At 38.7% G+C, this 18,250-nt stretch carries 18 protein-coding genes; 3 read left to right on the top strand and 15 right to left on the bottom strand.

Going from position 1 to position 18,250, the window contains the following annotated elements; all coding sequences use genetic code 11:
• Positions 1-5: 5 nt before the first annotated feature.
• The 3 genes from BGO88_RS03320 to BGO88_RS03310 are packed head-to-tail and all read right to left on the bottom strand — an operon-like array spanning position 6 to position 1,372.
• On the bottom strand, positions 6-425 hold the full coding sequence (locus BGO88_RS03320; protein ID WP_056071103.1) for a VOC family protein: 420 nt from the start codon (positions 423-425) through the stop codon (positions 6-8).
• 41 nt (positions 426-466) lie between these two features.
• On the bottom strand, positions 467-850 hold the full coding sequence (locus BGO88_RS03315) for a VOC family protein (protein ID WP_286705964.1): 384 nt from the start codon (positions 848-850) through the stop codon (positions 467-469).
• 18 nt (positions 851-868) lie between these two features.
• A complete protein-coding gene (locus tag BGO88_RS03310; protein ID WP_286705963.1) occupies positions 869-1,372 on the bottom strand; it encodes a DinB family protein in 504 nt (167 codons plus the stop codon).
• A 160-nt stretch (positions 1,373-1,532) separates the two neighbouring features.
• Here BGO88_RS03310 and BGO88_RS03305 point away from each other — a divergent pair, with 160 nt between their 5' ends.
• Positions 1,533-2,495 carry a GlxA family transcriptional regulator gene (locus BGO88_RS03305; protein ID WP_286705962.1) on the top strand — a complete coding sequence of 321 codons (963 nt, stop codon included), beginning with the start codon at positions 1,533-1,535 and terminating at the stop codon, positions 2,493-2,495.
• Here the strand turns inward: BGO88_RS03305 and BGO88_RS03300 are convergent, their stop codons facing one another.
• A complete protein-coding gene (locus BGO88_RS03300; protein ID WP_286705961.1) occupies positions 2,496-4,493 on the bottom strand; it encodes an ATP-binding protein in 1,998 nt (665 codons plus the stop codon).
• A gap of 141 nt (positions 4,494-4,634) precedes the next feature.
• On the opposite strand from BGO88_RS03300, the gene BGO88_RS03295 reads away from it, so the two are divergent.
• Positions 4,635-5,537 carry a magnesium transporter CorA family protein gene (locus tag BGO88_RS03295; RefSeq protein WP_286705960.1) on the top strand — a complete coding sequence of 301 codons (903 nt, stop codon included), beginning with the start codon at positions 4,635-4,637 and terminating at the stop codon, positions 5,535-5,537.
• A gap of 47 nt (positions 5,538-5,584) precedes the next feature.
• On the opposite strand, the gene BGO88_RS03290 is transcribed toward BGO88_RS03295, so the two are convergent.
• From BGO88_RS03290 to BGO88_RS03245, 10 genes are all read right to left on the bottom strand, one after another.
• A complete protein-coding gene (locus tag BGO88_RS03290; protein WP_056071122.1) occupies positions 5,585-5,776 on the bottom strand; it encodes a hypothetical protein in 192 nt (63 codons plus the stop codon).
• Between the two features lie 89 nt (positions 5,777-5,865).
• Complete coding sequence (locus BGO88_RS03285) at positions 5,866-6,894, bottom strand: serine hydrolase domain-containing protein (protein WP_286705959.1); 1,029 nt, start codon at positions 6,892-6,894, stop codon at positions 5,866-5,868.
• Positions 6,895-7,052: 158 nt separating this feature from the next.
• On the bottom strand, positions 7,053-8,012 hold the full coding sequence (locus BGO88_RS03280; protein ID WP_286705958.1) for a DUF6624 domain-containing protein: 960 nt from the start codon (positions 8,010-8,012) through the stop codon (positions 7,053-7,055).
• Positions 8,013-8,125: 113 nt separating this feature from the next.
• Complete coding sequence (locus tag BGO88_RS03275) at positions 8,126-8,779, bottom strand: DUF6624 domain-containing protein (RefSeq protein ID WP_286705957.1); 654 nt, start codon at positions 8,777-8,779, stop codon at positions 8,126-8,128.
• A 76-nt stretch (positions 8,780-8,855) separates the two neighbouring features.
• On the bottom strand, positions 8,856-10,688 hold the full coding sequence (locus tag BGO88_RS03270; protein WP_286705956.1) for a DUF8693 domain-containing protein: 1,833 nt from the start codon (positions 10,686-10,688) through the stop codon (positions 8,856-8,858).
• Positions 10,689-10,704: 16 nt separating this feature from the next.
• The gene (locus BGO88_RS03265; protein ID WP_286705955.1) at positions 10,705-12,222 is read right to left on the bottom strand and encodes a phage tail-like protein; all 1,518 of its coding nucleotides are present in this window, start codon (positions 12,220-12,222) and stop codon (positions 10,705-10,707) included.
• Positions 12,223-12,448: 226 nt separating this feature from the next.
• Positions 12,449-13,549, bottom strand: coding sequence for a DNA alkylation repair protein (locus tag BGO88_RS03260; protein WP_056071135.1), 1,101 nt, complete (start codon positions 13,547-13,549; stop codon positions 12,449-12,451).
• 14 nt (positions 13,550-13,563) lie between these two features.
• Entirely contained in the window at positions 13,564-14,088 is a 525-nt protein-coding gene (locus BGO88_RS03255; RefSeq protein ID WP_286705954.1) for an anthrone oxygenase family protein, read from the bottom strand.
• A gap of 11 nt (positions 14,089-14,099) precedes the next feature.
• Positions 14,100-14,393: a c-type cytochrome gene (locus BGO88_RS03250; RefSeq protein ID WP_286705953.1), complete on the bottom strand. Its 294-nt coding sequence runs from the start codon at positions 14,391-14,393 to the stop codon at positions 14,100-14,102.
• A gap of 45 nt (positions 14,394-14,438) precedes the next feature.
• Positions 14,439-15,251, bottom strand: a complete 813-nt coding sequence (locus BGO88_RS03245; protein ID WP_286705952.1) for a response regulator transcription factor — start codon at positions 15,249-15,251, stop codon at positions 14,439-14,441.
• 221 nt (positions 15,252-15,472) lie between these two features.
• Between BGO88_RS03245 and BGO88_RS03240 the strand changes: the two genes are divergently transcribed.
• On the top strand, positions 15,473-17,110 hold the full coding sequence (locus tag BGO88_RS03240) for an NADP-dependent glyceraldehyde-3-phosphate dehydrogenase (RefSeq protein WP_286705951.1): 1,638 nt from the start codon (positions 15,473-15,475) through the stop codon (positions 17,108-17,110).
• A 108-nt stretch (positions 17,111-17,218) separates the two neighbouring features.
• Here the strand turns inward: BGO88_RS03240 and BGO88_RS03235 are convergent, their stop codons facing one another.
• On the bottom strand, positions 17,219-18,247 hold the full coding sequence (locus BGO88_RS03235; RefSeq protein ID WP_056071146.1) for a cytochrome d ubiquinol oxidase subunit II: 1,029 nt from the start codon (positions 18,245-18,247) through the stop codon (positions 17,219-17,221).
• Between the last annotated feature and the right edge of the window lie 3 nt (positions 18,248-18,250).

The raw sequence follows: 18,250 nt of genomic DNA, 5'->3' as shown, positions 1-18,250 counted from the left end.
TATTATTATTTTTCATATTCATAATTGAGCATCCACTGAATACCAAACTTATCAGTAAACATACCATATAAGGCACCCCAGAACATATTATCTAAAGGCATTTTGACATCGCCTCCTGCGGAAAGCTTTTCGAATAGATCTCTGGTTTGCTGTTCTGAATCGGTATTGACTGAAATGGACACACTGGTTCCGTTTTTTACCTGTTCCATTGTTTCCGGAACATCAGTTCCCATCAGCATATTTCCGCCAATTGGCAAAGCAATATGCATGATTTTATTTTTGTCTGTAGCGGGCATTTCCTCGCATCCCGGAGTATCCCCGAATCGCATCACGACTGCAAATTCGCCGCCAAAAGCAGCTTTGTAAAAATTAAAGGCTTCTTCTGTATTGCCATTAAAATTCAGATAAGTGTTGATTGTTGCCATTTTGATTTTGATTAATTGTTCGTATTTAAATTGTTTTTTTATTATTCTTCCTGAAGTACAGAGAGAATGTTTCCTGCCGGGTCTTTGAACCAGGCAATAAGCGGGCCTCCACCTCTAAAAATCCCTTTTTTGTCGGTTTTTATGTTTCCGCTATATTGCTCGAAAACTATGCCTCGTTTCGTGAGTTCATCTACTGCCTGTTCAATATCTTTGACGGGAAAGTTGAGGATAGTGAAAGTAGCCGGTTCATGATTTTCTTTGGTATAGATAATTATTGGGTTTCCTCCGGCGGGTTTTAAGGTCAGCATTCCTTCCATTTCTGCATCTTCTTCTATATCAAGACCCAGTATTTCTCCGTAGAATTTTTTAGCTTTTTTGCTGTCATCTACAGAAAATCCACTAAATGCTTTACTGTTGTTTAACATGATTCTGTATTTTTAGATTTACATATCGTCATATCGTAAGGCTTCATAGCCTAATAGTCGTCTCCATAAGGCTATCTGACCAATGCAGTTGGCTTCACGGTAAATGATAAAAGTTATCAGTTCATAATAAGTAAGTGACATGCCAGGCATCATCTCAAATTTTTCATCCAGTTTTTGATCCGTTATCTTAGCCAGAAGATCTTTTAATACGGGGCTGATTTTTTTCCAATCGTCTATAAATTGCGATAGCGATGGATATTTGAGGCCATCCTGTATGCCTTTTCCATCCTGAAACAATTCGGATGCTTTCTGTTTTTCGGAATACCCCAGAAGGTTTGCAATTTCGTAGCGTTGCTGGACTAAACTTCCGGTGAGCCATGCTATATGGTTTGCTTTGGTGTCTAATCTTTTGTGGGCATCTTCATCAGAAATTTTTTCCAGTGCCCGTTCAAAATAGAGCGTCTGCATATCGTATAAGACAAGCAGGGAAAACATTCTGTTGCTTGTGGTTGTGATTTTCATATCGTTAATATTTAGTATTAAAAATTGAATTAAATTTTGTCTTTTATATTGTTTGATAAAATTAATTCAAAAAAAATGCTTAAACGGAGTGGTTTAAAGTCATTATAAGGGGGGATTTAAGACAAAAAATTTTATATTTGTTTCTCCTAAAAAATTAGCTATGAAATTAGGTATTTTGCTTACACAAGAACATAGGCTTCTAAGCGTTGCAGCTATGCTTGACGTATTTGAGACCGTGAATAAATTTTATGCAGAGGAAGGACAGGCTCCTTTTTTTGACATCGCTCTTTTGCACATGGATGAGGTATCGCAGACTTATTCAGAATATAATCTGATGCGACCTGATTCCGAAAAAAAATATGATATTTTACTTATCCCGGCTTTTAAGCATGATATTGTGCCAAAAGCGGTTTCACTCAATATGAAGTGGATACAATGGCTGCAACAGCAATATGAAAAGGGTGCTTCAGTTGCAAGTTTTTGTACGGGAGCTTTTCTTTTAGCTTCTACCGGTTTGCTTGACAACAAACCTGCAACCACCCATATTAACGCCGAATATGCTTTTGCACAAGCTTTTCCTGCCGTAAATTTAAAAGTAGATGCGGTGGTTACAGAAGAACAAAGAGTCTACACGAGTGGAGGTGCTACCAATAGTTTCCATTTGATGTTGCGTCTTATTGAGAATTTTTGCAGCCGAAAAATGGCAGTAAAAACGGCAAAGGTGTTTTCTGTCGATTTGGATAGAAATCAGCAGACTTATTTTGGTACGTTTGCTCCGGCAGAAGATCATGGTGATGATTTGGTTAAGCAGACGCAGGAAGTTATTAAGAAGAATTTCAGGGAAGCTAATACTATAGAAGAGATTATAACGGATGTTCCGGCAAGCAGACGAAATCTGGTAAGGCGTTTTAAGCAGGTAACCGGAATTACTCCTATAGAATATTTGCAGAAAACAAGGATTGAAGCGGCCAAACAGATGCTGGAACATTCGAGACAAAGCGTAATGGAAGTGATGTTTGAGTCGGGTTATAACGACTTGAAATCATTCCGAAGCCTGTTCAAAAAAAATGTTGGAATGACACCGACAGCCTACAGGGAAAAATTCAATAATCTTGTTGCCTGATTATACAACAGGAAGATATATTGAAAATATAGAACCTACACCGGGTATGCCCTGGGCACGTATAAAGCCGTCATGTTTCTGCACTATTTTTTTGCAGATGGCAAGGCCTATTCCTGTGCCTTCATAGTCTGACTTGCCATGAAGCCTTTTGAATAATTCGAAGATTTGCTGTTCGTATTCCTGTGGAAATCCAATTCCGTTATCGGCAATATCCAGTTTCCAGAATTGTTTTCCGACGAGTTCTTCCGAAGTGACAAGCTCGGCATTTATTTTTATAACCGGAGGAACATCTGGTTTGCTGTATTTTAGCCCATTTGAAATCAGGTTGGTGAGCAGTTGCTGAAATTGAATCGGAATAACAGAAAGTGTAGGCAGTTTTCCAACTTCAACGCGGGCATTCTTTTTTTCAAGAATGTCTGTCATATTATTTTTAATGTCGTCAATTGCTGCATTGAGGTCTGTAGGTACAAAATGAATTTCTGAAGCATCCATACTGGAATAGTTGAGTAAGGATTCAATCAGGTTCTGCATACGGTTGGCTGCATTTGTAATACTCTGGAAATAGGCCAGGGAAGAGTCGCTAAAATTTGCCTTTTCTTTAAAAAGTATACGGCTGGCGAAGAGTTGTATTTTGCGGAGCGGTTCCTGAAGGTCATGAGAGGAAATATAGGCAAATGAGGCAAGCTCGACATTTTGCCTTTCCAATTCCTTGTTTTTCATCTCTAAAAGTTTTTCATTTTGCAAGCGCTCAAATTCTATTTCGCTTCTTTTTGCAGCAATTCTAAGCAAGGATTCTATGTAGGCAATATCGTGTATTTCACTTTGGTGCAGTACAGAAATAAGCCCGATTACTTTTCCTGAAGAACCTACAAGCGGATAGGCAATATAGCCTTCTACATTCAAATCCGAAAGCGTTTTGCTTTCCGGGAAAAGTTTTTGGCTGTCACGCGGATGACAGGCATAATGACCTTTAATGACTTCATCACAAGGGCCGTCTTTTATCGGGTATTTGAAATTATCCGCAATTTCTCCAAAAGCTATCACCGAAATACTTTTTATAATTTCTTCTCCCAATTCGTTTAGTTGTACCTCGCCCAAAAGGACATAGTCCATCTTTGTTTTTGTGGCTATTTCAAGTAATAGGGAACTAAAAAATTCTTCGCCATTTCCATACGAATAGAAACTTTCAGAAAATTCCTTAAGTAATTGCTGTTCGAGTTCTTTGTTTTTGTTTAGAAGTAATGCATTGATGGCCTCAATTTCTAAGGCGGCTGTTTTTTCAGGGGTTATATTTTTTGAAGTTACTGCAACTGCGTTGCCGGCCTTTTCAATTGTAGCATTTAGCCATATGGTTTTGTTGTTATGGCTCGCTGCAATTTCATAACTGTCAGGTAGTCCGGTTTCTATACACTTAACCATTTTTTCGAAAATTCCATTTTTAAAAATCCCGGGGTATACTTCCCGACAGGTTTTCCCGATGACGTCCTTGGGTTCAAGTCCAAAATTTCTAGGAACTTCAGGATTTGTATAGGTAATTCTGAAGTCATTAATGATGCCATGGTTATTGTACATCGCCTCATAGCTTGCAATACCGTAATTTGTTGAATTTAGCACTGACTGCAGAAAGGACTGCAACTGTTCTGTTTCTTTATTGGTATTAAAAGCCAGAAGCAGGAATGTTTCACCGTCTGCCTTTATAGCCTCAACATTGAATGAAATTTTATTGTTTTCCGAATTTTTAGAGTTGATTTCGTATTCTTTAACTATGCCTTTTGTTTTCAACACATCCCAAAAAAGAAGTTTTAGCGGATGGGTTTCAAAAGAACTCTCTATGACCTCAAGAAAATTTCTGTTTTTAGGGGCCAATTCCGGCAGGTTGAATTTTACATGAAACGAGGCATTGGCATATAGGATAGCAAAATCTTTGTCTAACAGAACCATTGGTTCGTTTGCCAAAGCAATAATCCTTTCAATAGTTGATGTCTTTGATACGGACATAATTTTTGTGGTATTTTAGGGTACTAACAAAGTTAATGAAATCCTAAAATATTGCTGCTTAAATCGGGAAAATTTTGCTATTCTTTCAGAATATCTTGTGAAATATTGGCTTAAATTTGATAGAAATGAAATAATGATGTTATGGCTATAGAAACCTGTAATTTTTCAGATAGTGCTATTGTTTGGACTGATATTACCAATCCGACCAAAGAAGAACTTGAGAAAGTGAGTAAAACATATAATTTAAGCTCCTATACGTTGATTGATAGTCTGGATCCGGACCACCTTCCCAAATATGAAGAGCATAACAAGACACATTTTTTTATTGTCAGAATTCTGCAACATTCCCATGAGCATGAGCAAACGGTGAGGGAACTAAGCAGTAAAATAGCTGTTTTTTACAATTCGGATTTTATTATTACCATTCACAGGACCGCGCAGCCCATCATGCAGGAAATACGCAAAAATTGTATAAGGAATGGAAAACTGGAAACAACAGGAGGAATGGCCATAAAGATTATTTGGGAAATGCTGCATTCTTATGAGCTTCCGGCTATAAAACTTTCGGATAAGATTGATTATTATGAATCGAAAGTTTTTCTGAAAAAAAATATTCCGGCAGATATGATTGAAGGAATGTATTATCTGAAAAGAAAAGCAGGGCTTTGTAAAAAATTATTGCTACTTACCAACGAAGTTGTCAATTCGGTTAAGGTGGAGGAGAAAGATTTACCAGCCTTACAGGATGTTCGGGACCTCCATTTAAAATTACTAACCCTGTACGGCCAGGTTCAGGATGATGCCAACAATTTGCTGAATATCTACTTGTCGCTGTCAGCCAGAAAAACTAATGATGTGATGAAGATTCTCACCATATTTTCGGTCTTTTTTATGCCACTGACTTTTATCGCCGGTATTTATGGGATGAATTTCAAGTTCATGCCCGAGTTGGATGAGAAATGGGGCTATCCGCTTGCTTTGCTGGCTATGGTAATTGTATCGGTCATTATTTTTATCTGGTTTAGAAGAAAGAAGTGGCTATAAAAAAAGGCGGAAGTACTACTTCCGCCCCTAACTAAACTCAAATTTGTTTATGGTATTCCCATGGTTTCATTGTTTTCAGCCTTTGGCTGCCGGACTTCTTTTAGGCCTGGATTAGTTACTGGATTATTCTTATCATCCTTAAAGTTGGCATCTTTATCCAACTTTTGGACTGGGATTTCTGAAACGTGAATGTATTTTTCGCCAGTTGTATCCTTTCGATTTTTTTCCCGATTTTCCATGGCGTTATGTTTTTTATCAAAGTTAGCAGCTGTAGATGTTTTATGTGTTATATCATTCTTGTAAAAGGTTATGTAATTGAAACATGCGATTAAAGTTCTTTTTCAATTGCTTCCATAAATTCCTGTAAAGGAAAAGCGTCGCCCTGGTTTGTTAGTACGATTACAACGGTTTTTTCGTGGAGATTTCTCCAAATACAGGCTCTATAACCATTTAATCCACCGGTGTGGCTTACGATTTTCTGACCATTTTCTTCTTTTATATTCCAGCCAAAACCATAATTAGAAATGCTTCCATCATTTAGCGTTGCGGTTTTATAGGCATTTTCCATTTCTTTTCTGCTAAGCAGCTTTTGGCCATAAAGTGCCTGTTCCCACATAAACAAATCTTTTGTCGTTGAGAAAATACTCCCATCGCCAGTAGTTAAAATTGAATAATCGTCGGGTTCTTTGTTTTTGTTGTAACCAATGGCTCTGTTTGCAATTGTGGGTTTTGTAGTATCGTAGACAATAGTCCGATTTAAATTTAAAGGCTTGAAAATGGCTTCCTTGCAAAAACCGGCATATGATTTACCGCTTATTTTTTCAATAATTGCGGCTAAAATAATGTAGCCGGTATTACTGTACTCGAATTTTTCACCAGGCGAAAAGTTCAGGCTGTTTTTTGTAGCAAGCCATTGCATAACCTGCTCATTCGTAAGATTTTTTACATTAGGCATTTCCTTTTCATAATCTGGAATTCCTGAGGTATGATTGAGTAATTGACATATTGTAATTTTTTGTGTAAATGCCGGCATATTGGACACATATAGCGAAATTGGATCGTCATATGCTAATTTTTTCTGCTCTTTCAATTGCATGATCGCCAAAGCTGTAAATGGCTTGGCAAGCGAAGCGATATAAAAAGCAGTATTACTGTTTAAAGGCTCTTTTGTCTTGAAATTCCTATAGCCTAAAACAGTGTCGTAAAGAATCTTTCCATTTCTGGCAACTAAAAGCGCACCATTGAAAGCTCCTTTTTTATTATAGCTGCTTACTATTTCTTTAATGTTGTTTTCAGATGTATTTTTACACGATATGAATACAATTACTGAGAGAACCAGAAGAAAGAAATGTTTCATGTTTATTTATTTTCTGTCAGGACCAATTTTTTATTGATTGCGACCTGGTCAATAGGGCAGTGTTAGATAATCCCATTAAAATTTATTCTGAAATAGAAAATACAGAGAAACAATCCCAAAAGTCAGAATAGATGTCCGGAATGTCTGCTCATAGTATGTTAGTTCGTTTTTTTCTTTTGTTTTTCTATTTCGGAAAGCATTAGTTTATACTCTTCTACATTCCAGACTATGTCCCAGGTCTTTACATATTCAGAAATTGGTCCCAGTCCAACCTCTTCTCTTCGGTGGTCCACATTGTCAGGATCTTCCAGTGGCAGTACATAGTTTTTTGTGGTTTTACTGTCGTATCCAATCTGACTGCCGTAAATCTGTTTTTTTCCTTCTCCTAAAGCAACCCTGTCTTCCAAAAGAGCAAGCGCGCTACTTTGGGCGTTTTTATTTTTGACTGCTTCCCGCATCATAGGAAGGTATTTTTGCTGTGTTTCTAAATCTGAATGCTGTATTACAAGAAACAATGTCATATTTGCCTGAACGCCTACTTTATTCGGACCAACCCAGCCTCTTTTGTCCAAAATGTCTTTTACTTTAATAAGGTTAATGCTGTCTTTATATCCCATAATTTTAGCTATACTGTCAGCCTGTTTGCTTTGGTTGCCAAATTCTTTTAGTGCGGTCATATAATGTTGGCGTATTGTTTGGTCATCATTATAAATAGCAATCAATTCTGCCTGAAGCGGCTTATCTATGCCTACTGTTCCTTTATCTATTTCTTGCTGTATTGCAGCTATAAGTTTATCCCATTTTTTATCGGTATGAAGCGTTTTCAGATCGGTATCTGATTTCATGTGCTGTAAGTTGGTCCAGCCATTTTTGAGAGCCTGATTCAGCCATTCAAAAGCCAAATCCTTTTTACCCGAAAGTGCAGCTGAGCAGGCTGCATTGTAATAATCATTACTGTTTTTCTGTTCAATTGTAAAGGCCTCCTTATACTTAGAGGTTGAGTTTGCATAATTTTTAATGTTGTAGAGTTGTTCGGCTTGGGCAATTGTGGAACGGTAATCTTGTCCAAAAGTATAGAAACAGGTTAATAGCAAAAGCAGGAATAATTTTGATTTCATTAGTTTGATGATTGATGATTGTTAATACAAACGAAGTTAAGAAAAAAATAGGGCAGATGATTAAAGAAAAGTACTTTAGAGGCAGTTTGCTCTGCAAGTAGGTCTAATGACTGCTATTTCTTTTTAAAGAAAGTTTTTTCAAGTTCGGGCAGTTCTTTTTTGTATTGCTCGACATTCCATTCCAGCCCAATTTCCAACAGATAATCGGCTAGTGCTGGAAGTTCTACTGCAGCCCTGCGTTTGTCTACATTATCCGGATCTTCGAGCGGAGCTACAAAACTGACATTGGTTTCCATATTCCAGCTAACCTGGCTGCCGTAAATCTGTTTTTTTCCTTGTTTTAAAGCGACACGGTCTTCGAGTAATGCCAGCGATGCGGCTTTTGCATTTCCTTGTTTTACGGCGATTCTCATTACGGGAAGGTATTTTAGCTGTGCCGGTAAATCAGCATGCTGTATCACCATAAACAGTGTAGTATTGGCCTGGCTGCCAATTTTGTCAGCCCCAAGCCAACCGTATTTGCTGAGTATTTTTTCAACCTGAATCAGATTCAGTGAGTCGGTAGTTTTCATGTTTTTGAAAAGTTCCTTTGCCTCTTTTGAGTTGTTTCCAAAACGGCTGATTGTTTCGTCAATCTGGTTGCGGTATTTCTGGTCTGATTCATCAATGGATAACAATTGTTGCGTAATGTCTTTGTAGACGATGTCTTGTCCAAATGTGGTAAGCGGGCAAGTGATGAAGAAGACCGCTAATAATTTTAATTTCATAATTTTTGATGATGATTTATTGAGTTCTAAACTATGAAAAAAATGTATTAAAAAAAGAAAAGCCTTTAAAAAAGGCTTATTCTTTATGATTGTTGATGATTATTTTCTGGCTGAATTTCTGGTTGTCTGAGGTCACCAGATCGATTATATAGACTCCTTTGCTTAATCCGCTTGTTGAAAACGAGTATTTGTCATTAATTCCGAGATTGTTTTTCTTGAAAATACTTTTGCCTGTAATGTCAAATAAGACGACAGAACGGATGTCTGCTAAATTTGGATTTTGCAGTATAAGGGTTTGATTTGTATTGTTTTGTGTGATGCCAAAATTGCTTTTGGTAACTTCACCTACACCTAAAACAGAATTAACAAAAGTAACGAAGAACCGGTCGTTATAAATTCCGGTTGGCAGGTTTACCTGATAACTGCTGTTTTTTATGTCGTGATAAGAACCATCAGCCGCGTCATAGATATAAATCATCTGATCCGGATCAAAACTGGTTACTTCCGGTACATAAAATTTGATTGATGCATTGTTGGTTGCTTTTACTCCTACAGGAATTCTTTTACCCACATCAAAGCTTGTTCCCTGAATTACATATTTATTATTGTCAAGAAAGAAATAAGCGTCATTGGGCAATTCGTCCGGAGCGATGCTTAAAGCATCAATACCAATGTCGACACCGTCTGTGGCCTCGGGAAGAAATACCAGAGCAATTTGTCGGGTAAATTCGTTATTCAGGATAATGTTGAGTTTGAACTGTGCCTCAGTAATTGTTGTTTCACTTTCCGTTGCATTTGTCTCACCTGAATTTGTTGTTTCGTTACTGTTTTTTGAAATCTTCGGTTTGTTCGGTCGCTCAAACTGTGACAGCGGTCCGCTTTCTTTATAATAGGAACGATGTGAATTTTTTAGGGTTACAGTACCGTTAGAAGCTCCCTTAATCATAAATCCTTGCCCAACAGGAGCATATTTTCTTTCGATGACCAAACCGGAAGATGTTCCAACACCATTCAGTGAGCCATCAGAGTTATAGGAATTAAAAGTAGCGGGTACATATACTCCGTTTGAACCAAGACTGATAGGGGAATAAGCACCATAACCGCCTTTGTAGAGTCCTACGTTGTGTGAATTGACAGTTTTGTCCTGTTCCCAGTAATAGGCAATTCCTGTGGCGGCATTGTTTGTTGCGTCCAGAAGAAATGCATTTACGTTTAGGGCTGACGGATAAGGATTTCCGGTGAGTGTCAGGTTATTTGTTGCAACAGTTACCGATATATTTCCGTCATTCGGTTTGCCCCTGAAATCGTAACGTTGCGCGCCGGTTCCTCCCGGATTGTTTTGTATGCCATTAGCTTCGACTATAATCGGGTCGCTACCCGAAGTTCCTTTCATGGAGAATCCTTCGCCGGGAGCAAGGGTAGAAGCGCCACCAACATATATCCATTGCGAATAGGAAATGGAAGACAGGAATTTATAAATCCATCGGGACGATATAGCTAATGGATTGGCCGTACCGTTAGAATTACTTGATGGAAGTATTGTTGCCGGAGTACTGGCCGTTGAAGTTGTTGGCCTGTGAATCATTGAAATTCCGAAATTTTCATTTCCTGTAGCAGCCGATGCATTGCCTACGGGTGAGCACCAATAGTTATAGTCGAAATTATCTGAAGTTCCTTCCTGAAAAACAGAAACTTTGCCTAGTCCTTTGTTTGCAGATGCTGTTGTTGTTCCTTGCAATAACTGCGATTCGTTTCTCAGATAGATATTCCCATTGTTTTGCAGATTAATGTCTTGTTTTACATACAGAACCTGGTCTTTAGCATACATATAACTGTTTGTACTGACATAGAGCTGTGCCTGAACTGCAGATGATAACAGTAACGGTAATAAGTATAGAAGCTTTTTCATGATTATTAGATTTGGGTTATTTAACACTCATGTTGAATGATCGAACCAGAAAGCTTTGTGCTGTGGTACCGGTACCCTGGTTGAGTCTTCTTATCCATAATTCTACAGAATCGCCTGTGTTAAGATAGACAGAGCCTTGTACGGGAAAAGACTGTATATAACCTGCGTTGGTATCGATTATGGTTTCTGTAGCTACTTGCGGATCGGTTCCACCGGCGGCCGGTATTCTCATGATAAAAAACGCATATTCAGTATTGCTTACACCGGAGACATTTCCAAAAGATATGGAACAGTTCACCTGAAATACCCTTCCTTTCTTGCCGGAGTAGGTAATCCGGTTGGTTTGAGCTGAGGTTGTCCTGTAAAGATTAGAACTAAGTCCCGCAGCAATAGTGAGTTTAACATTGGTAGCAAGTGTTCCTACCGGAGTCTGGCTTTGGGCTGTTCCGGTTCGGTCAAGATAAACGGTTCCACTGGATTGAGAATCACCTTCATTGGGAATCCCCGTGCATCGTACCGACCAACTGTTGTTGAAATTAAAACCGGTATAGCTCCCCACCGTGTAAGGATTAATGTATTTTCCCGTTGTAAGTGTTCCGGTAAAAACTACGGTTTCCATTACGGCATCGCCGGTGATGGTTGGGTTGGCAGAAACATCAAGCCCTATTTTTGTTCCGGTTACTTCACTAAAACCGCCTTGTTTGGTAACCAGCCCGAAAGTGCCCTGCAAGGTTTCATAGGTTCCGGAGTTATTTGAAAACCACCCGGCATTGCTTATTAATAAACGGCTGATGTCTTTATAGATAATACCGGTAGTATTGTTGACATATTGTACGATACTGGTAAATACCAGTGCAAAGTTTTCCAGCTTTCCTACATTTGCGGATGAACTTATGATACAATCTCTTACAATCATACTTTGAGTTTGTGTACCACCTCCTATGGAGCCCGTTCCGGTAATATTAAATACATTTCCGGCTGTAGCCTGCAGCGTCAGCACGCGCATTGAACCGCCTGTTGTTCCTGTAAAGAGGTCGCCTGTTGCCTTAACCAGCTTGTCTTCTGATGAATCTGCACCTGCAATATAGGCATTATTGAGTTCTATAGGAAGGTCCACATTAATTGTTCCGTTAATTTCATATAAGGTTGCAGCGTCCAGCAGGTATTTTGTATTTGAACCCGCTGTTTTTTCAGCCGCGAGTACAGTAGCCAGAACGTCTGTCGACCTGATGAGTTTGTATTTCAACCTTCCGTCTTTGCCATTGTTGATTTTTATCCAGGAAGTTGTTGGAGTGTCGTAGAAATAAAACGATGCCAACGTAGTGTCATAAACAATCATTCCGTTGGCAGGAGTTGTAATTGCTGTCCTTTGGGCGGTTGTCATTCTTGGAGTTACGAATCCCTGTGTGGTAGATTCTACATGAAGTGCGGCTGTTGGTTCTGGCGTGGTAGTGCCAATCCCAATTTGCGAATATCCGGTCATGCTTAGCAATAGCAAAAGCACCATCGGAATGGTTTTAGTAATTGTCGTCATAGCAATATGATTTGAGGTATCTCAAATTTAAATAAAAATTATTGAATATTTATTATTAAATAAATAATTAACAGATGAATATTGCTTTTTATGCTGATTTTACTGATAAAATAATAATTCACATTTAGTGAATTTATTTGTAATATATAATCTTTTAATGCGAAAAATTATACAAATAAAAAAGACCCTTGTAAGGGTCTTTTCAGAAAGTATACTAAGATTGTTTTTAGTCAAGAAGATGAAATAGTTCCGGATTGCTTTCTTCTCCGTTTACAATGATGGAAAGCTTGTGCAGGCCCGGATAAAATTTACGTGTTGTAATAGGTTTGAATGATTGCTTTCTTTTGATGGTTTCTTTTTGTCCGGCAAAATAAGTCCTTTCGCTTATCTTAAAAACTTTTTTAGATAACTGTCCGTTTGCTTTGTTGTAATAAACGGCATATTCCAGACGGATGTGTTTTGGTTCCTTATTGGTATTGTTAACTGTAAATTCAAACTCAAGACTTTGGGGTAACTTTATTTGTGGCGTGTTAATATGAAAACCGGAAGTCTCCAAACCTTTGCTGTCAAGTCCGTAATGGCTTAGTATTTCGGGATGTCCCTGCTTGAGTAATGTCCGGCTGCCGTGTTTAATAATAGCATCGGTTTCTTTGCTGTGTCCTTTCCATTGCCGGGCAATAGACAATATGATATGCGGATGGTCTTTGGCAATATCATTAAGGTTGTTAGCGACACTGCGACGAACATATTCTGACGGGTCGTTTTTCAGGTTTTCTAAAATTGGCAATATAGCTGTCGGGTCTTTTTTTAATTCCGGTAATGCCATAGCCCACGGTAGCCTTGGACGGCTTCCTTCGCTCGCCAATCTTCTTACCTTATGACTTTTGTGTAATGACCATTTTTCCATCTGTTCAATCATCTGGTTGCCATATCTGACAATAAATGGCCTTACGGCAAATTCGCAGGATATAAATTGTGTTACAAACTCGATTGATTTTACGGCGTTACTATAATCATCCAGGCCATAGGTTTCAATATAATCCGGAAAAAAGATATAGGCAAGACTGTCTTCTCCATGTTGGTTTTCGCGGAGAAGATGGATTGTCTTTTCTAAAATGCCGGAAGCTGCTCCAAAATCATCGGGCATAAAATTGCGCAGTACTTTTGTCGTATGGCGCATTCTGTCTTTCAATTCTTTTTGAGAAAATGAATCGTCAAAGATTTGAGCAACGAAAGTTTTCTTTTCAAAAGAAGGAACAGTTTGTTGTAAAATATTGGCTAGCCGGTCGTAAAAAACAGGTGAGTAAATGTCTTTGAGGGCACTCATGCAAACGGATTATTTTATGGTGTGATTAATTCTATAGCCTTTGAAGGTAACGTGATACTTATGATTGCCAAAAGTAAAGAAATTACAGAAGCAACGGTACGGATGCTGTGAAGATTATTCCAGGGAATTTCAAAATTTTTACGGGCCCTGCTGATTTCTTCAAGTGTTGCGGTTTTTAAGGGGAAAGCATCGAGTGCTTCATTCAAGGGCACATTTCCAAAAATGGTGACGCCAAAAGTACCGCAGGCATAAAGTACAAAAGCGCCAAGCAAAAGCAGGAATTTTGGTGAATCCCATGTAGTAAAATTGAAGAAAAGGCTCACGGGGAAAAACAGTAATGTTCCCATAAAGCTCAAAAAGAACAAAGGGTTTATTATGGCCCTGTTGATGGACTGCATTGCTGCAAGATAACCGGAATCATCCAGTTGTTTTAGTCCGGGATTTACAGAGCAGGAGTAGCTGTAAAATAACCCTGCTGTCAGGGCCAGCATCAGGGTTGAAATAATGAGTGTCAGTGTTGCCATAGTTGTTTTTTTCATGATTAGTGGTTTTATTTTCGTAATGATTTTATATAGGTTGCCACAGATTCAATTTCTGTTTGCGATAGTCTCTTTTCCCAACGGGGCATGCCTCTCCTGCCTTTAGAGATTACCGAAATAAGTTCGTTATTTTCCAAACGGCTTAGTTGCAGATTTTTTGCTCCAAAAAGCCCTTTTGTGCCATCACTTCCATGGCATCTTTGGCATTTGTGCTCAAAAATAGATTTGCCTTCGGCGCTATTGTTTTGCGCTTTAGTCTGGTGAATGTTTATTATCAGAAGGCCAATGTATAGAAATGTTTTCATGTTTTTTTCAGCAAAGTTGCCTGGAAAAACAGAAAGAAAATAGAATCAAACCGACACAATGGGCTGCGCTGCAAAATTATTTTCAAATTCTGACAGATACAGTTTCGGGGTCACGCCGGTAAATTCTTTAAAAGTGCGTGTGAAATGTGACTGGTCTGAAAAGCCATTTTCATAGGCAATGTCAGAAAGTTTGGTATAATCATATGTATGCAGCTGTGTCAGAGCGGAACGAAACCGGCAGACTCTTGCAAAAAGGCGGGGAGATATGCCAATGGAGTTTTCGAATCGTCTTTCAAATGTGCGTTCTGACAGACTGAATTTTTTATGCAAATCGGTCAGGATAACCTCACCGTTGTAACGGATAATGGTTTCTGTGGCCTGCTGCAATATGAGGTCGGAATTGTCTTTTGAAGCAATCGTTAGAAGAAAATCGGAAATAAGCCTGATTTGATTTTCGACAGAAGCGGCTTCGGATAATTTTTCCAGCAAAACGGGCGTTTCCTTTGGCTGTAGCAATGATATATCCAGGCAGGTATCTGTAATTTCGCTCGCATTGATTCTAAAAAGAGAACCAAATACATGCGGTTTTAGGTAAAAGATAATTTTGGTAAATTGTCCGAAAGAAAAAAGATTAATTGGTTTTATGGTCTGTCCGTAAAGATAAAAGCTGGAAAGCTTTTCGTTACAGGAATCCGTAAAAAAGCCATGATTGGATTGGCTGAATAGAATACCCGGACACCCGTCTGCAAAAAAACGCAGGTAACTTTCAGACTGCAGAGAAGCGCCCGAGGTAATTACCTCAATATGTTTTACAAATGCCGATAGCTGTAATGTTGGCGCTATGGAATTAAAATTCATCGCGTTTCTGTCTGTAGTTCATACAAATATACTAAATGTGTTTTGGAGAAAATAAAAAGTGAGGCTGTATTAGCATACAGAATTATGCCTTTGTTGATTGCAACTGAGAATTTCTATAGGATTATAACAAATTATAATATAAGCCTAAACTTTCTTCTCGTTAAATCTGATTATATTTACGTAAAGTAAAACGTATCATTAATTCCTTTAAATTAGAATTTATGGATAATAATAAAATACCTTTTGAGGAATCTCTGGAGAGGCTGTTTGTTGAAGAAAGTGCTATTCCGGAACAGTTCCGAATCGGGGAAATCCACCAAAAAGAATACCTGAGCAATGGTGAAATGAAAAAATGGAGCGGAGAAGTCCATGAAGTCTATTCGCCAGTTTATATAAAAACAGCCAGCGGGTTGCAGCCAAAACTGATAGGAAGCTATCCGGTTGGAACCCCAAAAGAAGCGCAGGCATCGCTTGATGCCGCTGTAGAGGCTTATAATGATGGGAGAGGAGAGTGGCCAACCATGAGCGTATCTGAAAGAATACATCATGTGGAGCAGTTTACGGGCAGGATGATTGCTAAAAAGGAAATGGTAGTCAGGCTCATTATGTGGGAAATTGGAAAATCCTATGCTGATTCTGTAAAAGAGTTTGACAGGACGGTGGAGTATATTTATGCCACAATCGATTCGCTAAAGAACCTGGACAGGGATTCTTCACGCTTTGAAATTGCCGAAGGTATAGCCGCACAGATTCGTCGTTCGCCACTTGGAGTAGTACTTTGTATGGGACCATTTAATTATCCGTTAAATGAAACTTTTACAACATTGATTCCTGCACTGATAATGGGAAATACGATTCTCTTTAAACCACCCAAATTTGGAACCCTGCTGCATTATCCTTTGCAGGAAGCTTTTCAGGAAAGTTTTCCAAAAGGTGTCATCAATGTCATTTATGGCAGAGGCAGTGATATTATTCCGGGATTAATGCATTCAGGGAAAATTAATGTACTGACGCTCATAGGTTCCAGCAAAGTAGCCAATGAGTTGAAAAAGCAGCACCCAAAAGTAAACCGTCTTCGTGCCGTATTGGGATTGGATGCAAAAAATGCTTCAATTATTACTTCAAAAGCGGATATTGGTTTAGCTGTTAAAGAAACTATTACGGGTTCATTATCATTTAACGGACAGCGTTGCACGGCTTTGAAAATAGTATGGGTTCATCGCAGTATAGCCGACCAGTTTTTAAGTGAATTCAGCAAAGCGGTGAGCAATTTGAAATTTGGCCTCCCATGGGAAGAAGGAGTATCTTTAACACCACTACCTGAACCTTATAAAATAGAGTATTTGAATGATTGCATTAAGGATGCCGAAGAACATGGTGCCAAGGTAGTAAATGAAAACGGTGGCGTATCAAAAGCGTCCTTTTTCTATCCGGCCGTGGTTTATCCGGTAAATGAAAAGATGAAGCTTTATCACGAAGAACAATTCGGGCCTATTATTCCGGTGGTTCCTTTTGATGATGTCGAAGAAGTAATCCAATATCTGATAGATGCTCAATACGGACAGCAGGTAAGTATTTTTAGTAGGGATGCTTCTGAAGTAGGGGCACTTATCGATCCGTTAGTCAATCAGGTAAGCCGTGTCAATATCAACAGCCAGTCGCAACGTGGACCCGATATTTTTCCTTTTACGGGAAGAAAAGACAGTGCAGAGGGAACTTTGTCTATTCCGGATGCCATCCGTTCTTTTTCCATCCGTTCGTTAGTGGCTTTTAAAATGAATGATGCCAATAAGGAACTCATTAATGAGATTGTAAATTCGGATAAATCTAATTTCCTAAGTACTAAATTTATATTTTAGTTGATAGTCAAAAGTCAAAAGTCAAAAGTCGATAGTCTATAGTGGAAAGTCTATAGTGGAAAGTCTATAGTCGATAGTTGAAAAGGTCTGCCTATGGGTGGGCCTTTTTTAATTTTCTTCGTTTTCAAGAATTTTAATCATCTTGAAGGATTTCAGCAAATGAAAAAGTCCGGGTAGAATTATCAGTCCACCAATGATAAGGGAAATGCCCAGAATGGTTATCGTACTTTCCGGGGCCATATCGTCCAGTAAGCTGATTTGTCCTGTTTTGGTAATGATAAGGTTAGGGAAATGGGCGCCTACGGCGGCAGAAAGAATCAGCAATACCTGAAGTCCAGCTAAAAACCGGCACCATACTATTTTTCCTTTTCGGATGCTTTTCCAAAGCGGAACCAGTAACAACCCTGATACTGCTACTGCGCCAATGGCGTAATAATTTTTGAGTACGTCGAGAACAAATTTATTTTCTTCAAAGTAGGCTACGGCAAGTGTCACAAATCCTAAAACAACCACTACCCACGTAGCTATTCCTGCTTTACGGATATACATTCTCCTTTCATATTCTGTAGCTTCTCCAATCAGGAAAGTAGCAGAAAGGAATACGCATAGCGCACTGAAGAAAAATCCGGTGAGGATAGGAAACGGCTGTAACCATGGTTTTATATAAACGGAGGCAAAATCGGCATTAGGAGTATTTTCAAGAAGAACGATATTACCGCTAATCAAAGCTCCGTATGTCATGCCCAGAAAAATTGGAGTAACAAGACATGAAAATTCAAACATGCGGTCGTATAACAACTGTGATTTGTCTTTTACGGCATCATAATGGCGGAAAACAAATGCAACACCGCGAAGTGTAATGCCTAGTAAAATTAAGGTCAGCGGAATGTGGAGGTAAATAATGATAACGTTGTAAAATCCGGGAAAAGCAATCCAAAGAATTACAATCAGGATGATAATCCAGATATGGTTGGCTTCCCAGACGGGACCCATAACGCTATAAACCCTTTTCTTGATAGAGACCTGGTGGTCTTTTGATGAAAAAAGTTCCAATATTCCGGCACCAAAATCAGCGCCACCCAGCAAGGCATAAAGGAATAATGAAAACAATGTAAAGAATAAGACAACGTATAGCATAAT

The organism is Flavobacterium sp. 38-13 (genome assembly GCF_001899155.1).
In the GTDB taxonomy this organism is placed as follows: domain Bacteria; phylum Bacteroidota; class Bacteroidia; order Flavobacteriales; family Flavobacteriaceae; genus Flavobacterium; species Flavobacterium lindanitolerans.
The sequence above is the reverse complement of the archived record's forward strand: the minus strand, read 5'-3'. Positions and strand labels throughout refer to the sequence as shown.

Excerpts from the sequence above, each read along its gene's own strand:
- BGO88_RS03320 (WP_056071103.1), bottom strand. The coding sequence starts at position 425 with ATGGCAACAATCAACACTTATCTGAATTTTAATGGCAATACAGAAGAA.
- BGO88_RS03315 (WP_286705964.1), bottom strand. The coding sequence starts at position 850 with ATGTTAAACAACAGTAAAGCATTTAGTGGATTTTCTGTAGATGACAGC.
- BGO88_RS03310 (WP_286705963.1), bottom strand. The coding sequence starts at position 1,372 with ATGAAAATCACAACCACAAGCAACAGAATGTTTTCCCTGCTTGTCTTA.
- BGO88_RS03305 (WP_286705962.1), top strand. The coding sequence starts at position 1,533 with ATGAAATTAGGTATTTTGCTTACACAAGAACATAGGCTTCTAAGCGTT.
- BGO88_RS03300 (WP_286705961.1), bottom strand. The coding sequence starts at position 4,493 with ATGTCCGTATCAAAGACATCAACTATTGAAAGGATTATTGCTTTGGCA.
- BGO88_RS03295 (WP_286705960.1), top strand. The coding sequence starts at position 4,635 with ATGGCTATAGAAACCTGTAATTTTTCAGATAGTGCTATTGTTTGGACT.
- BGO88_RS03290 (WP_056071122.1), bottom strand. The coding sequence starts at position 5,776 with ATGGAAAATCGGGAAAAAAATCGAAAGGATACAACTGGCGAAAAATAC.
- BGO88_RS03285 (WP_286705959.1), bottom strand. The coding sequence starts at position 6,894 with ATGAAACATTTCTTTCTTCTGGTTCTCTCAGTAATTGTATTCATATCG.
- BGO88_RS03280 (WP_286705958.1), bottom strand. The coding sequence starts at position 8,012 with ATGAAATCAAAATTATTCCTGCTTTTGCTATTAACCTGTTTCTATACT.
- BGO88_RS03275 (WP_286705957.1), bottom strand. The coding sequence starts at position 8,779 with ATGAAATTAAAATTATTAGCGGTCTTCTTCATCACTTGCCCGCTTACC.
- BGO88_RS03270 (WP_286705956.1), bottom strand. The coding sequence starts at position 10,688 with ATGAAAAAGCTTCTATACTTATTACCGTTACTGTTATCATCTGCAGTT.
- BGO88_RS03265 (WP_286705955.1), bottom strand. The coding sequence starts at position 12,222 with ATGACGACAATTACTAAAACCATTCCGATGGTGCTTTTGCTATTGCTA.
- BGO88_RS03260 (WP_056071135.1), bottom strand. The coding sequence starts at position 13,549 with ATGAGTGCCCTCAAAGACATTTACTCACCTGTTTTTTACGACCGGCTA.
- BGO88_RS03255 (WP_286705954.1), bottom strand. The coding sequence starts at position 14,088 with ATGAAAAAAACAACTATGGCAACACTGACACTCATTATTTCAACCCTG.
- BGO88_RS03250 (WP_286705953.1), bottom strand. The coding sequence starts at position 14,393 with ATGAAAACATTTCTATACATTGGCCTTCTGATAATAAACATTCACCAG.
- BGO88_RS03245 (WP_286705952.1), bottom strand. The coding sequence starts at position 15,251 with ATGAATTTTAATTCCATAGCGCCAACATTACAGCTATCGGCATTTGTA.
- BGO88_RS03240 (WP_286705951.1), top strand. The coding sequence starts at position 15,473 with ATGGATAATAATAAAATACCTTTTGAGGAATCTCTGGAGAGGCTGTTT.
- BGO88_RS03235 (WP_056071146.1), bottom strand. The coding sequence starts at position 18,247 with ATGCTATACGTTGTCTTATTCTTTACATTGTTTTCATTATTCCTTTAT.